Here is a 14769-nt window from a genome sequence, read left to right on the forward strand (position 1 = left end):
TTTTTATATGCAGGATTTGATTGAACTTTTTCACAGAACAGAGAGCGTTTATGGAAAGTACTATGACGTGCACATATGCAGTCCGAAGGAAATTGATGAGGTTCTGAGTTTTATAGATAAGTACTGGCAAAAAGGTCATATTCTTACGAAGTCAAAAGAACTGTTGGATTGGCAGCATTTTGATAAAGAAAATGACAGATATAATTTTGTACTGGCAAAGCATAAACAAACCGGTGAAATACACGGGTTAATTGGCTTTATAACATCAAACATATTTGATGAAAGTATCAAAACGCCGATACGCTGGGGGGCGATTTGGAAGGTTCGGAATGATGTAGCTATTAAGGGGCTGGGAGTTTATCTAAAAGGCTACATGGAGGAAAATGTACCTTCGAAGTATATTGGCGGTGTCGGACTCTCAAATGATTCAAGAGAAATTGATACTAAATTGGGCGAAAGGGTAGGTAAGTTAAAACAGTATTATATTGTTAATCCTAAAATAGAATCATACTCCTTGGTTAAAAATGTCAAACATTTACCGTTAATTGAAGCAAAGAGTATTAAAGGATGTAGCTTTAAGGAAATCACTAAAGACCAGTTTGTTGATGGGGCTGCATTGTTTGAAGAGAAGATAATGCCTTATAAATCAGTTAAATACTATATAAACAGATACTTTCGACATCCCATTTATGAATACAAATGTATGATGTTAACTAACTGTCATTACGAAACCAATGAGGTGTTTGTATATAGGGTATGTGGTGCGCTGGGGAAACGATATATTTTCATAGTTGATTATATAGGCGATGGTGTGGCGTTGAGGGGGGCATATAATGAGTTTTGTCAATTATTGCTGAAGGAGAATGCAGAGTGCATATGTTTTCCTTGCGAAGGAATAAATGATGAGTTGCTGATCGAGGGAGGGTTTAGAAGAAGGGATGACACAGATGTTGTGTTACCGATATATTTTGAACCGTTTGTTTGCCAAAATGTTGAACTTGACTACCATTTTTGGCCCAACGATCAGGAATGCGTGCTGGTAAAAGGCGATGCTGATCAGGACCGTCCAAATATGCTTCCGGAGGATTATAGATGATAAATGTAGCGGAAATGCTTGCTGATGCTGTACAGAAATGCCCTAATAAGTTGGCGGTTATGGATTCGAATACATCATTAACATATAGACAACTTTACTCATGCGCTAAAGATTTATCTGATAGCATTAAAAAACATATGTCTGGTATCCAAAAACCGATTTTGGTATTAACCTCAAAATCTGTTTGGAGTATAGTTTCATTTTGGGGAGTTGTATTATCTGGTAATTTCTATGTGCCAGTTGATGAAAATATACCTCAAGAACGAATTAAGCAATATATAAGTTTGGTTAACCCGGTGATGGTAATAAATGCATCTTCCAAAGAAAAGTGGCAGGAGGTAGATGCCCTTAATATTTGCAAGAAGATTAAAACATATAATTCTCCTCCGAAATATGAGAAAAGGATTATAGACTCAGATCCACTGTATGTGGTGTTTACATCAGGAAGCACCGGAGTTCCCAAGGCGGTCATAAAGAGTCACAGATCAGTGATAGCATTTATAGAATCATTTTCAGCTATCTTTGAAATAAACCAAAAAGATATTTTGGGCAATCAGACGTCCTTTGATTTTGATGTGTCCGCTAAAGATATTTTCCTGTCTGTTTACGCAAAGGCAACGATGTGCATTATTCCATCTATATGCTTTTTGGTACCTTCATTACTTGCACCTTTTTTAATCAAGAATAAAGTTACCACACTGATCTGGTCAGCGGCTGCTGTGAAGCATGTAGCTAGGATGAACTGTTTTCGCGATGTCACTCTTGAGACTATATCCAAGGTCTTCTTCTCAGGAGAGACTATGCAGGTCGCAAGTATAAAATATTGGCAGGAACACTGTTCAAGCGCGATGTATGTCAATATGTATGCACCAAGCGAAGTTACCGGTAATTGTTTATATCATATAGTCGATAAAGAAGATGAGCAAGAGGATAATGTACCATTGTCGGATACTTTCCCAAATGTTGAAGTATTAATTTGCAAAAACAGTAAGATTGTAAAAGACAATGAAAAAGGGGAGATATATATAAGGGGAGCTTTTTTGGCTAATGGATATTACAATAACGCGAAGACAACAAGGCGCGTTTTCATTCAGAATCCGCTTTGCTCAACTCATAGAGATTATGTTTATAAAACAGGTGATATGGCATTAAAGAGAGACGGGAAGATATATTTCATAGGGCGAAAGGATAATCAGATCAAGCATCTTGGGCATAGAATAGAATTAGAAGAAATTGAAAAGAATGTATTCACAGCTCTTGGGTGTAGTGAAGGATGCGCTCTGTATGATAAGAGCTTAGAGAAAATAGTATTATTACTTCCGAGAATGGAGTTAAAAAAATCTGAGTTGTTCATTGCTTTAAAAAGGTGTGTCCCAAAGTACATGATTCCGGATGAGATAATTACCATAGATAAGATGCCATACAATGAACGTGGAAAAATTGACAGAAAAAAAGCCTTTATGATGTATATGGAGAAGAATGCAAATGAATAAAGAAGTTGAGACTATGTTGAAACAGATAAGGCCAGATATAGATTTCCGAAAGGAAAATAAACTACTGTCAGATGGAATTTTGGACTCGTTTGATTTCATTCAAATAATATCAAAGTTAGTTGATGTGTTTGAGATAGAGGTGGATCCGATGGACGTTACAGCGGATGATTTTGATAGTGCAGAGAAGATTGCTGCATTTATAAAGAGTAAAAAACGTTAAGGATACAAAAATATTGAGGATAGGAATAAACGTTTTGATGAGATAGTGTCTTAGCTAGTTCACTATTTATGCAATCTCAAAGCTTAATATTTATCCTGAATTATTTACGGCTTAATTACAAAGCCGCATAAATACTGTATTTATACTGCATATTGATTTCACTTAATAAGTGAAATCTTAGGAGTATTAATAAAGCCCCAATTCTGTTAAAATTTTAGGTGACGAATCCAAAACCAAAACAGAAAAGAGGCTTTATATGTCTAGTTTAGATTACACAACCTTAGAAAGCAATAAGCGTTTTAGATTATATTTTGATGGAGGCGATTAATTCTCCGATGCTGGTTTTCTACATATAAAGGAGTTTATCAGCAAACTGCACTTTGACAAGCTGATAAGCAGCATATTTCACACCAATGATTTTTCAAAACGCAGAACCCACAAGGATGATGCCAATCTAAAAAGTCCTGAATCTATCTTTCTGGATCTGGATTCTACACTACTTGATACATGCGGTAAACAGGAAGGTGAAGACTTCAACTTTCATTATCAGAAGCATAGTTATCGTCCGCTTATCTGTTATGACGGTCTGACTAGCGACCTTTTGAAAATTCAACTCCGTATAATAAACAATATAATGCCATATATTAGCACTTTTCATGCTATGAGTTGTATGATATTATCATCTTACAAGTTTTTAGCGGGAGAAAAGTTAATGGAGACTAATATATCACAGGCATTGGATATCACTTCTGATAGAGCCAGGTATGACGAGAGTATAAAGGAGATTTTGGCTGATAAGCAGATTTTAGCAAGGATTCTTAAGTACACTCTTGATGAGTTTGAGAATTTGGAACTTGATACCATAATTGCTAATATTGACGAGCCTGAAATTTCTCGTGTAAGGATTGAACCTGGGCATACAAATACTGAGAAGATCAAGAAGTGTGCAGAGGAGGATAATGTTCCGGGAGAAGGCAAGATTTTCTTTGACATAAGATTTTCTGTATATCATGGGACTGAGCAGATTAAGGTTCTTATCAATATCGAGGCTCAGAAAAGTTCCAGAGCATCTAAACTGGGATACCATCTTGATAATAGAATTATTTACTATTTGAGTCGTATGATATCGGCCCAGAAGGAAGTCGAGTTTAACAGATCGGACTATGATGATTTGAAGGCGGTTCGCAGTATCTGGATATGCATGGACGCAGCTGACGATGAAGATTCCATAAATCGAATTGTGCTGTCGCAGGATACAGTATTTGGCAAAAATATGGACCTTACTAATCTTAGTAAGGTTCAAGGTGTTATAATCAGATTAAGAAGTAATGAAAATTCTGAAGTATCTAAGAATACGCTCATAGCTATGCTGGAAGAGTTATTAAAGAAAGAATCTGCGGATATTAAGAAAAAGCGACTTTCAGAGAATTTCGGACTTGTAATGGATGCCGAGACTGAAAGGAGGATGGATATAATGTGCAATCTTAGTGAAGTGATGATTGAACAAGGAATAGAGAAAGGAATAGAAAAAGGAATAGAAGCGTTTATCGCTGATAAGTTAGAAGATGAAGTATCTTCGGATATCATTATTCATAAATTGGAGAAGAGATTTAATCTTTCATATGACAAAGCTTGCGAGTATCTTAGAAAGTATTCGGAAAGTGTTACTGAAAAATCAGATTAACTACGCCTGTAAAGGCTTCGGGGATGCTGGTACATCCAAATGGCAGTTTTAGAAACTAAATCTTTTTGTTATCCGGAGTTGCCACTATAAATGGGTATATAGGATTATATATGTATAGAATAGCTGTTTTTACAGGATCAAGAGCAGAATATGGCCTACTCAAAAATATAATGGGCATGATAGCTTCAGATAGTGAGCTTGAACTTGTCACATTGGTATCAGGGTCTCACTTGGAAGACAAGTTTGGTCATACTATAGATGAGATAATTCAAGATGGTTTTAAAATAGATTATGAAATACCTATGAATCTATCCTCAGATACTACTGATGCTATTATTCATTCTATGGCAACTGAACTTGATAGATTGGCTTTCATTTTTAAATCAGAAAGATTTGATATGCTTATCGTTTTGGGAGACAGGTATGAGCTATTGCCGGTTTGCATCAGTGCTTTGATAAGCCGTATCCCCATTGCTCATATTCATGGAGGCGAGATAAGCCTTGGAGCAATTGATGATTCTATAAGGCATAGCATTACCAAGATGGCAACATTGCATTTTACTGCAACTGCAGAATACAGAAATCGTGTTATACAAATGGGTGAAGAGCCCGATAGGGTATTTAATGTTGGAGCTCCCGGTATTGAAAATATTGACAAAGTGCCTTTGATGAGTCAAAAAGAGTTATCAGATAAATATGATATTGTTTTTGATAAGCCTATAATAATGGTTACATTTCATCCGGCTACTGCTAAGGAAGATAATGCTCTACTACAATTTAAAAATCTTCTTGAAGTTATAGAATCTCATGATGAGTATAATTATATATTTACGTATGCCAATTCCGATGCCCAGGGACAGGGGATTAATTCTATGATAGATGATTTTTGTGCAGGACACTCAGAATGCAAATCCTTTAAATCAATGGGGCATACAGGATATTTGAGTATGCTTAAGTATGCTTATTTAGTTCTCGGGAATTCCTCAAGCGGTATTATAGAAGTCCCTTCTTTTGGTATACCTACTGTCAACGTAGGAGTAAGGCAGGAAGGAAGACTTAGAGCAGATTCTGTAATAGATTGTCAGGCAGATGTAGGAGAGATAGAAGCTGCAATAAGGCTTGCAGCTTCTGATAAGTTTCGTAAGATATGTAATAATACGGTAAATCCCTATTCAGGGAATAACACTTCACAGACAATTGTTAATGAAATAAAAAAATTTCTACGTACAGGTAAAGGAATACAGAAAAGATTTTATGACCTTAGATGAATGATCATAACTTATCTATTTCAATAAGTTCATCAGCAGTATAATTTTTTGTGGCCTTTTTTCCTATTACATCAGGCCATTTCATAGGATTTAGCCCTGTGCCCGGACGCTTGGTTGTTATATTATTTTCAGTAAAAGTATCTCCTTTTTTTATATCGGTTTTCGCGACTATACTTTTTCTAACAACTGATTTATTCTGTGACTCAGCATTCTGTATTACTTTTATTCCATCGCCCAGCGAATCTTCTACATTTCTTATTGCATCAACCATTTCTTTTAATTCATTTGGTTCAAGACTTGCTTTATGATCGGGACCTTCCATATTCCGGTCTAGAGTAAAGTGTTTTTCAATTATAGAAGCGCCCATTGCTACAGCAGCAATAGGAATACTGATACCTTTTGTATGATCAGAATATCCTACAGGTACATTGAATCTTGTTTTAAGAGTATTCATAGCTTTTAAATTAACTGAATCAAATGGTGCCGGATACTCTGTAGTACAGTGAAGAAGGCTTATATCACAAGCTCCGTTAAGGCGAAGGAGACTTACAGCAGCTTCAACCTCATCCAGACTGCTCATGCCGGTGGACAGAATGACTTTTTTATGAGTCTTTGCTATTTCTACAAGATATGGATAATCAGTAATTTCTCCGGATGGGATTTTCCAAAAATTAACCAGATCATCCAGAAAGTGTATACTCTCGATATCAAAAGGTGTAGAGAGAAACTCTATTGCCTTGTTATCACAATACTTTTTTAAGGTTTCAAAATCCTCATAAGATAGGGAAAGTCTGGATAGCATTTCTTTCTGGCTTTCATCCTTGCCGGTGTTTTTTTTCTGATAATCTGCAAGTGATGCAGCACGAGAAACAAGACTGTCAACTTTAAAGGTTTGGAATTTTACAACATCACAGCCTGCTTCGCATGCAGTATCTATAAGCTTTTTAGCAATGTTGATATCGCCGTTATGATTGACACCGGCCTCGGCGATTATAAGTGTTTTACTCATAAGAGCCTCCCTTTATGTGAAGTCTATCAAATTTTAATTGCAGGAATACCTATATATGTTCCGGGATTTGTTATATTCCTGGTTACGACAGAACCTGCCCCGACGATTACATTGTCAGTAATACTCAGCGTTTGTAGGATAGTTGCATTTGATCCTATCATACAGCTTCTTCCGATGTGTGCTTCACCGCAGAGCGCAGCTCCTATTGCTATATGCGTATAATCATCTATAACGCAGTCATGCTCTATTATTGATCCGGAATTGATTATGGCCATTTTGCCGATATGGGCTTTTGAATTTACAACTGAGTTTTTTCCTATAAATGAACCTTCACCTATTACCGCATCTGAGGCTATTGAAGCAGTTTTATCTACTATTACCGGAAACTCAAAACCTATAGAAACAAGCTTATTATGAAGATTTTCTCTAAGAGAATTTTTACCAAGATATCCTATTCCCATACATGCGTATCGTATACCGCTGTCAAATAAATCTTTATAGTCGTCATCAGTACCTATGACTTTATAATTGCGATAGCAAGTCTTATCAGATTTAATTTTATCTACGAATCCGGCAATTTCATATTCATTTGCTGATTCTATAGAGTCAATAATAGATCTTGCATGGCCTCCGCAACCTATAATGATTATTTTTTTCATAACCGGTCTCCATATGAATGTACGGATATTAGAAACAATGCCTATGTCTTGATTTTATCATCATTGCATTTATCGGACAAGGGAATGGGATATAGTATAATTTGTTATTATAATCTGATAAAATATAAATGACTGATGACTAATAACTGGTGACTATGTCCCGAACATGCCAAAGGAGCGCTTATGTTTTCTCTTGATAAGTTCATTAATGACAATGTTACACTTAGACAAGAAAGTATGTTTTTGGTAGATATAAATTCACATAAAAGTGAAATGGATGATGCTATCTGTAATAGAAGTGTTCTTGTAATAGGTGGAGCAGGATCAATAGGCAGTTCTTTTATCAGGTCAATTCTTCCGTTTAAACCCAAAACTCTTGTAGTTGTAGATATAAATGAAAATGGTATTGCTGAGCTTACAAGAAGCTTGCGATCAGCATTCGGGATGTATATTCCTGATGATTATACTACTTATCCTATGGACTATTCCTCGGACTCTTTTGAGAAGATGGTTAGAAGCCGCGGAGGTTTTGATATAGTTGCCAATTTTTCTGCTCACAAGCATGTCAGATCAGAAAAGGATATTTTTTCTATTGAAGCGCTTTTGACCAATAATGTATTGCATCTTAGAAAGCTAATGGATTTATTGACTAAGTATCCTCCAAGAACCTATTTTTGTGTATCAACTGATAAGGCTGCAAATCCTGTTAATATAATGGGTGCGAGTAAACGCATTATGGAAGATGTTATTTTCAGCTATTCGGATATATTTCCTGTTAAGACGGCAAGATTTGCTAATGTTGCCTTTTCAAATGGTTCGCTCCCGGATGGCTTTTTGAAGAGACTTTCGTGTGGTCAGCCATTATCAGCACCTGTTGATGTCAAGAGATATTTTGTATCACCTATAGAATCCGGTCATATATGTATGCTTGCATGTATGCTTGGCAATAACAGGGAGATCTTTTTCCCAAAGCTAAATGAAAATCAAATGATGTCATTTGACAAGATAGCAACCAGACTTCTAAACGAGTTTGGATATACACCTTACTTGTGTTCTAGTGATGAAGAGGCTGTAAAGCTTGCACATGATATAGAAGCGGGCATTTTTACTCCTGATATGATTGATGGGCTTATGCCTTATCCGGTTCATTTTGAGAAGTCTGATACATCCGGAGAGAAGCTTTACGAAGAATTTTATACTGATAGTGAATCCGTCGTATTGGATAGACTTTCTGCACTAGGAGTAATAGTAGATAAGAGCATTCCTGATAAGAATAGACTTTGTATATTATATAATCAGCTTGAAGAAGCCTTTAATGATCCGGATATTCAAAAAAATAATATAGTAGATATAATAAGCAATTATCTGCCTGAGTTTTCACACATTGAGACAGGTAGGTCGCTGGATTCTAAGATGTAGACTATATAAATCCAAAAACGCGCAGTAATTGCGCGTTTTTTTGATATACGTTCAAGAAATTATATTCTTTAAATCTATTAATTTCATATGCTTCATTCCTTCGATATATGCGCCTCCTTCGGTGGCATTATAGAAAGGAATGCCTATTGCGTCTTCTTTGATGATGCGATCTTCGATCCATTGTTTGTACATAGAAAAAGAAGCACTTGTAGCCACCTCATCCCCATAAAAACCTCTGACGCATATAGAAGCTTTATCAGTGAATGTGTGCTGATCCATAGTGTCACTTGCATGTAATAGACCGCCTGTAAATGCCAGGTCGCATCCCATCATAGTAATACTTTTGGATTTTGTCTTAATTGCAAAATCCAGCACTAATGTGAGCACAGAATGGCCCGTTTCGAATAGCACATGCCCCAGTTTTTCTGCCTGTTCAAAATCCTTCTGGCAAGCTAAATATTTAGGACCTTTATAGTTTTCTCCAATTTTATAATATGCAGTTGAGTCAAGGATTATGTTGACATTAGCAGTTGTTATATGCTCGATTTGTTCATAAATGCGTGGATTTGCATCCATAAAAAATACTGCATCCGGAATTATGCCTTTATTCATAAGCTTTTTAAAAACAGTTCCTACAGCGAAAACATTTATTTTTAATCCCTCATCAATGAAACTTTTCAATACGTCTATATTCTTGTCAAGTGAAGGACCTGCTGCTATTACAACAGAATGCTTATCTTTGAAAGAACAAAACAAATCTTCAGCATAATTATTGACATTCCTGATATTCTGATAGAAGTTAAGATAAATATAATCTTTGGACTGTTCGAAGCTTGTCAGGTATATTTGCAGCTTCTTAAGGACATTTTTTTGGTTTATTTCATCTGAATTTGTTTCCGGCAGTTTATAAACAGAAGGCATATGAATAAAAACGCGGTTATGTTCATGATTTAATGATTCCATAAATTTTGTGCTGTCCGGATCATATATCATATGTATTTTTGGTGTATTTAATTTTTTTTGCCATGAACCAAGTATGCCATCTTTGGCTATATCAAACAGGAAGGATTCATTGTCGTACACATATATAGAAGGAGCTTCATTGGTGATCTCCATAAGCTCTATTATATGATAACCAAGCCCCATTCCCCAGATAGTATAACTGTATGCTTTGGGGTCAAAAGCCTCTCTGGCAAGTTCATAACCTTCTTTCATAGGATCTTCATTACTGCATAGATAGCGCTCACCGCATGTGTGCGATTTGATAGTCGGATACCCGGATAGAGTATCTTCGATACTTATGGCCTTATTATTGTAACGATTAAGGTATGATGGATCAAAGCCATGATCTTTTAGGATCAAGGCGCGAAGCTCACTTTGAATCGGGATAAGCGAATCATTAAGCATAGCACTCAGAATATCTGCGCATAAGACATGATCCCTCTCATCGAAGGCGTTTAGCAGACTTTTACAGTATTCATTCAGATTAGACAGATTAATACCAAAAGAATTGTGTTCTAGTATGAGTATCAGCTCGGTTATTTTATTAATGCGAAAGCTTGCCCTTTGATAATACTGCTTGCGATACTCATCGATTGCTTTTCTTATTTCTGTAATCAAAAAGGCGTTGCTTTCATAAATTGAAGTGATATTCATATGTTTTCCTCACTATCCCACACTTCAATATATTCATCATCATGATATTCTTCCTGTACCATTTCCATTATCGTTCTGGCGGATAATTTCTTTTGATATTCAGGGTTATTGAAAATGTTATCGGTATCGGGTCTTACAGCATGATCTTTTTCAAATGATATTGCAAAAAAGTCTCTGGAAAGCCAGTTATAATCTCTGTCACTTATTTTGCTTTGATCAAAGAACATTCCGCCATAGCGCATAGAATTCCAGCTTCTAAGCATATAGCTGTCCGGGTGATTGGTCATAACATAAGTTCCATAGGTTTCGAATTCACTAAAACCGGTATCCATGAGCTCGTAGGCATTCATGCTATTCAGGATTTTTTCCCAGAACAACTTGCCGGGGATACTGGAATTTGATTCGATTTTATCTGTTAGTTCTTTGATCAGGTCACAATTCATCAGCATATGTTCAGAAATGAAGGATTTTTCGGTCCATTTGGAAAGGCCGGGGATTAGCTTATTAATAGTATTAAAATATTGTTTATGATATTCATGCTTTGTATCAAAATATGGAATCTTATCTTTTGTAAACATCGAAAAATCCCTGCAAGGAACCGTGTCTCCATCCCATACCAGATAGTACTTGTTTTGTGAATAATGCGAATACTGATATTTGATAAATTGTTGATAATACCAGCCTGTAACTTTGCGCTGTGTAATCTGCCCATTCATGTCACGACTTACAATTTGTGAGACTGTCTCATGGATGGTATCAAAATCAAGTATATCATTTTCGTTTATAAATTCTGACTTTCTTATATATGAATCAGGACGAGAGTCTTTTTTCTCATCTTCTAGAAGCTTTTCTATCTCCGGTCTTCCGACAAAAAATATTTTGTCTGCAGGAAGCAGCTTACACATTCTTTCGTGCTGGTTTGACATCCTTTTAAAGTCTTCCGGAGTTTGTACAATTATTGCATCGAAATTTACAATATCACCCATGATTGCCTCTTAATATAAAAAATAAAATGGTTAACATTCCAGCATATTGAGGGATTAAATATAAATGCAACGTACTTCATATCATATTTTCGGACAAAAACCGAATTTAATATATACTTTTTTTCGTTAATAATTTGAGCTAAAATAAGTTTATGAGGATATTACATTTACCATGAATTTACAAAGGAGATTCGTAAGTGCAATTACCCATAATTGAAACCATATACAAAGATTCCATGGTCATAGAAGACTTACATGAAGTAGCCAGGAAGATAACAATTGTTGAAATTGGTGAAGCAATTTTATTATGGAATAAAACTGCCATCAAAATAGAAGACCTTATTACAAGAGTTGGATCAATTAACATAGATTTGGCCAGAGAATTATTGGATATCTTTAAAAAGAGTCGTCAGGTAACAAGTGACTTTAGAGTTCTGGAACATCTTATCAGTAACGAACTTATTCCTATTATCACAAGAGCAGTTGATATGTTATATGAACCTATGCGCATTGAAGATTCAAAGCGTATTTTTGAAAGGACGCCTTCGGGATTTGTAACAATAACAGATTTAGAAACAGGCAGATATATACATAGCCCCTGGGATCCCATGTATGAGGCGAATCTTCTTGCAGATGAATTATACAGCCCGGATACAGACAGCTTTCACATCCTTGGATGTGGTCTTGGATATCTTGCGTATCAGATATGGGAAAAATCAGAACATTCTGTTCATATTAACATATATGAAGATGATATGGCGATAATTGAATATGCCAGGCAGGTAGGTGTTTTATCCTGGATTGATCCTGATTATATTTCAATATGCGATGCTTCTGATTTAAATGATATGTTGAGACGATTTATAGATGCTACAGAACATGAAGGCGCCTTGGCATATGTAAGTGATTGGAAAGTCGGAATATATGAAGATAGTATATATGGAGATCAGATAGATCAGTTTGATTATAATAAGCGAACAGAACGTCTGTTTAGAAAGAGCTGGGCAATTAACGTTCACCATAATTGTAAACAGGATCTGAAAGATATTGAAGAACTGAAAAAATATTCTGATTATGCAGGTAAAGATTTTGTTGTAGTATCAGCAGGACCTTCTTTGGACGATTCTATAGATTATTTGAAGAAGTGTTCCAAAGATAAAGTCATTGTTTCTATAAATACATCACTTAGAAAACTGGTGATGGAGAATATATCTCCTGATATTGTAGTTATGCTTGATCCGCATAATCTAAGAATGATTTCTCATATCAAAGGTATAGAAGAATATACATATAATATTCCTATTGTATTTCCTACAAATGGTAGTCAAGCTTTTATATCAAGATACAAAGGGCCCAAGTATGCTCTTTATGACTACGAGATGACTCAAAGCGGATTTAAGTGGAATTTCGGAGGAACTGTTGCAAGCCTTGGACTAGATCTTGCATATTTCCTTGAGGCCGGGAAGATATATCTTGTAGGCAGTGATCTGGCTTTTCCATATAATCAAAATTATGCTGATGGAGTTGCTCATAATACTACTGAAGGCATTAACAATATTATCTTTACGCAATCTGTCGATGGTGGTCAGGTCGCAACCAATAATGTATACAATGAATATCGTAGGATAATAGAACACCAGATAGCATGTCATCCTGATATTCCTGTTTATAATATGTCCAGACATGGTGCCGATATTATTGGTACTCAAAAATTTGCAGATGAATTGAAATGACTACTATTATGTGTGTGGCTTATATGTTGGTTCCGGAATGGAGATTATTATGAAAAATATTGCAATAATCCCGGCTAGAAGCGGTTCTAAAGGAATCCCTGACAAAAATATCAAGAACCTTTGTAATAAACCGCTTATCGCCTGGACCATAGAAACTGCTATATCATCTAAGATGTTCGATGAAGTTATGGTATCTACGGATTCCCAAGAATATGCAGATATTTCAAAAGGCTTTGGAGCGCAGGTTCCGTTCCTGAGAGATAGTGTTAATTCATCTGATGTGTCTTCATCCTGGGATGTAGTAAGAGAAGTTCTTCTGAAGTATCAGGAACTTGGTAGATATTTTGACACTTTTACTTTGCTTCAGCCAACGTCTCCTTTGAGAAGCGTTGAAGATATAATAGGTTCTTTTGATCTTATGAAATCCAAAGATGCAAGAACCATCGTTTCTGTTTGTGAAACAAGGGATTCTCCTTATACATGTAATACTCTACCGGGTTCAATGTCTATGGAGAATTTTTTTACAGAGGCTTATAAGAATAAAAGACGTCAGGATCTTCCGATATTCTATAAGTTAAATGGAGCTATATATCTTTCTAAAGTCAAAGATTTTCTTCATGACGGTGATATTTATAAAAGCGGCTGCTACGCATATGTTATGGATGAAAAGAAGTCAGTGGATATAGATACAATGCTTGATTTTAAGCTAGCTGAGCTTATTATGTCAGGAGGGTTTTGATATTATTTTGATATTATTTTTGTCACATACATTGTAGTAGAAAGGAGAAAAAATGTGGACTATTTCAGAAGTTAAGTCAAGAGGAAAGGGAGCTTTTTTGGCAAATTATTTTAAATCAGTTATTGTAGCGTTTGTCTTGTCGTTACTGACTGCAGGAACAGCAGCGTCTACCAGTTCTCAGGCTGACAAGGATAATCTTGAGAACTTTTTTCAAACCGCCGACCCTACTTTGATATATGTCTTTTTTGGAACAATTATGACCATATCATTTATAAGTCTTATACTGAAGATTTTCTTATTCAATCCGCTGCAGGTAGGTGGCTATAGATTCTTTAAGAGGAATGTAGAGGAAGGTAATGTAGGGCTTAATGTATTGACAGAAGGTTTTGGCACCTACGCTCATAGTTTCATAACTTTGTTTTTAAGAGATCTTTTCCTTTGCCTATGGAGTTGTCTGTTTTTGATTCCGGGTATCATTAAGGCTTATTCATATAGGATGGTACCTTATATTATCAAGGATAACCCTGAACTGTCTGCAACTCAGGTGATCACAAGATCCAGAGAGATGATGAACGGGCATAAATGGAATGCATTTGTATATGATCTTTCTTTTATTGGTTGGTATATTCTTGGAATTATTCCTTTTGCCGGACAGATACTTACAATCTTTTGGACAGCGCCCTATAAGCAGAACTCAGACGCAGCATTATACTTGGAAATATCTGGTCACTCCTTGCATTCGTGATAAGAGGACTAATTAGATAATGCTGATTTTATCAAGAAATATAAAGGGGTATCGTGGAAAAG

The 14769-nt window shown here is 35.8% G+C and carries 13 protein-coding genes and 1 pseudogene; 10 read left to right on the top strand and 4 right to left on the bottom strand.

Features of this window, described 5'->3' with window-relative positions; genetic code table 11:
• The first annotated feature begins 7 nt into the window (after window positions 1-7).
• The 6 genes and pseudogenes from I7804_RS06310 to neuC all read left to right on the top strand — a co-directional run bounded on the left by I7804_RS06310 (window position 8) and on the right by neuC (window position 5761).
• Window positions 8-1096: a hypothetical protein gene (locus tag I7804_RS06310; protein ID WP_248405491.1), complete on the top strand. Its 1089-nt coding sequence runs from the start codon at window positions 8-10 to the stop codon at window positions 1094-1096.
• Window positions 1093-2589 carry an AMP-binding protein gene (locus tag I7804_RS06315; protein WP_248405492.1) on the top strand — a complete coding sequence of 499 codons (1497 nt, stop codon included), beginning with the start codon at window positions 1093-1095 and terminating at the stop codon, window positions 2587-2589. The genes I7804_RS06310 and I7804_RS06315 overlap by 4 nt, the downstream gene beginning before the upstream one ends.
• Window positions 2582-2809: an acyl carrier protein gene (locus tag I7804_RS06320; RefSeq protein WP_248405493.1), complete on the top strand. Its 228-nt coding sequence runs from the start codon at window positions 2582-2584 to the stop codon at window positions 2807-2809. The genes I7804_RS06315 and I7804_RS06320 overlap by 8 nt, the downstream gene beginning before the upstream one ends.
• Window positions 2810-3209: 400 nt before the next feature.
• Window positions 3210-3416, top strand: a pseudogene (locus I7804_RS19390) (transposase); the annotation flags it as partial.
• A gap of 105 nt (window positions 3417-3521) precedes the next feature.
• Complete coding sequence (locus I7804_RS06325; RefSeq protein WP_248405494.1) at window positions 3522-4493, top strand: hypothetical protein; 972 nt, start codon at window positions 3522-3524, stop codon at window positions 4491-4493.
• Window positions 4494-4603: 110 nt separating this feature from the next.
• A complete protein-coding gene (neuC, locus tag I7804_RS06330) occupies window positions 4604-5761 on the top strand; it encodes a UDP-N-acetylglucosamine 2-epimerase (RefSeq protein WP_248405495.1) in 1158 nt (385 codons plus the stop codon).
• A gap of 4 nt (window positions 5762-5765) precedes the next feature.
• On the opposite strand, the gene neuB is transcribed toward neuC, so the two are convergent.
• On the bottom strand, window positions 5766-6770 hold the full coding sequence (gene neuB, locus I7804_RS06335; protein ID WP_248405496.1) for an N-acetylneuraminate synthase: 1005 nt from the start codon (window positions 6768-6770) through the stop codon (window positions 5766-5768).
• A gap of 26 nt (window positions 6771-6796) precedes the next feature.
• Window positions 6797-7429: an acetyltransferase gene (locus I7804_RS06340; protein WP_248405497.1), complete on the bottom strand. Its 633-nt coding sequence runs from the start codon at window positions 7427-7429 to the stop codon at window positions 6797-6799.
• Between the two features lie 183 nt (window positions 7430-7612).
• Here I7804_RS06340 and I7804_RS06345 point away from each other — a divergent pair, with 183 nt between their 5' ends.
• Complete coding sequence (locus tag I7804_RS06345; protein WP_248405498.1) at window positions 7613-8848, top strand: polysaccharide biosynthesis protein; 1236 nt, start codon at window positions 7613-7615, stop codon at window positions 8846-8848.
• A 51-nt stretch (window positions 8849-8899) separates the two neighbouring features.
• Here the strand turns inward: I7804_RS06345 and I7804_RS06350 are convergent, their stop codons facing one another.
• Complete coding sequence (locus tag I7804_RS06350) at window positions 8900-10504, bottom strand: motility associated factor glycosyltransferase family protein (protein ID WP_248405499.1); 1605 nt, start codon at window positions 10502-10504, stop codon at window positions 8900-8902.
• Entirely contained in the window at window positions 10501-11490 is a 990-nt protein-coding gene (locus I7804_RS06355; RefSeq protein ID WP_248405501.1) for a DUF6492 family protein, read from the bottom strand. The genes I7804_RS06350 and I7804_RS06355 overlap by 4 nt, the downstream gene beginning before the upstream one ends.
• 197 nt (window positions 11491-11687) lie before the next feature.
• Between I7804_RS06355 and I7804_RS06360 the strand changes: the two genes are divergently transcribed.
• Genes I7804_RS06360 through I7804_RS06370 form a run of 3 tightly spaced genes read left to right on the top strand, consistent with a single transcriptional unit; the run spans window position 11688 to window position 14707 of the window.
• On the top strand, window positions 11688-13223 hold the full coding sequence (locus I7804_RS06360; protein WP_248405506.1) for a motility associated factor glycosyltransferase family protein: 1536 nt from the start codon (window positions 11688-11690) through the stop codon (window positions 13221-13223).
• A gap of 49 nt (window positions 13224-13272) precedes the next feature.
• Complete coding sequence (locus I7804_RS06365; protein WP_248405508.1) at window positions 13273-13962, top strand: cytidylyltransferase domain-containing protein; 690 nt, start codon at window positions 13273-13275, stop codon at window positions 13960-13962.
• Between the two features lie 52 nt (window positions 13963-14014).
• Window positions 14015-14707, top strand: coding sequence for a DUF975 family protein (locus tag I7804_RS06370; RefSeq protein WP_248405509.1), 693 nt, complete (start codon window positions 14015-14017; stop codon window positions 14705-14707).
• Window positions 14708-14769: the final 62 nt, after the last annotated feature.

The sequence above is a fragment of the Butyrivibrio fibrisolvens genome (assembly GCF_023206215.1).
Lineage (GTDB): Bacteria > Bacillota > Clostridia > Lachnospirales > Lachnospiraceae > Butyrivibrio > Butyrivibrio fibrisolvens_C.

Bases quoted from the DNA above. Each gene is read 5' to 3' on its own strand.
- I7804_RS06310 (WP_248405491.1), top strand. From the start codon at position 8: ATGCAGGATTTGATTGAACTTTTTCACAGAACAGAGAGCGTTTATGGA.
- I7804_RS06315 (WP_248405492.1), top strand. From the start codon at position 1,093: ATGATAAATGTAGCGGAAATGCTTGCTGATGCTGTACAGAAATGCCCT.
- I7804_RS06320 (WP_248405493.1), top strand. From the start codon at position 2,582: ATGAATAAAGAAGTTGAGACTATGTTGAAACAGATAAGGCCAGATATA.
- I7804_RS06325 (WP_248405494.1), top strand. From the start codon at position 3,522: ATGGAGACTAATATATCACAGGCATTGGATATCACTTCTGATAGAGCC.
- neuC (WP_248405495.1), top strand. From the start codon at position 4,604: ATGTATAGAATAGCTGTTTTTACAGGATCAAGAGCAGAATATGGCCTA.
- neuB (WP_248405496.1), bottom strand. From the start codon at position 6,770: ATGAGTAAAACACTTATAATCGCCGAGGCCGGTGTCAATCATAACGGC.
- I7804_RS06340 (WP_248405497.1), bottom strand. From the start codon at position 7,429: ATGAAAAAAATAATCATTATAGGTTGCGGAGGCCATGCAAGATCTATT.
- I7804_RS06345 (WP_248405498.1), top strand. From the start codon at position 7,613: ATGTTTTCTCTTGATAAGTTCATTAATGACAATGTTACACTTAGACAA.
- I7804_RS06350 (WP_248405499.1), bottom strand. From the start codon at position 10,504: ATGAATATCACTTCAATTTATGAAAGCAACGCCTTTTTGATTACAGAA.
- I7804_RS06355 (WP_248405501.1), bottom strand. From the start codon at position 11,490: ATGGGTGATATTGTAAATTTCGATGCAATAATTGTACAAACTCCGGAA.
- I7804_RS06365 (WP_248405508.1), top strand. From the start codon at position 13,273: ATGAAAAATATTGCAATAATCCCGGCTAGAAGCGGTTCTAAAGGAATC.
- I7804_RS06370 (WP_248405509.1), top strand. From the start codon at position 14,015: ATGTGGACTATTTCAGAAGTTAAGTCAAGAGGAAAGGGAGCTTTTTTG.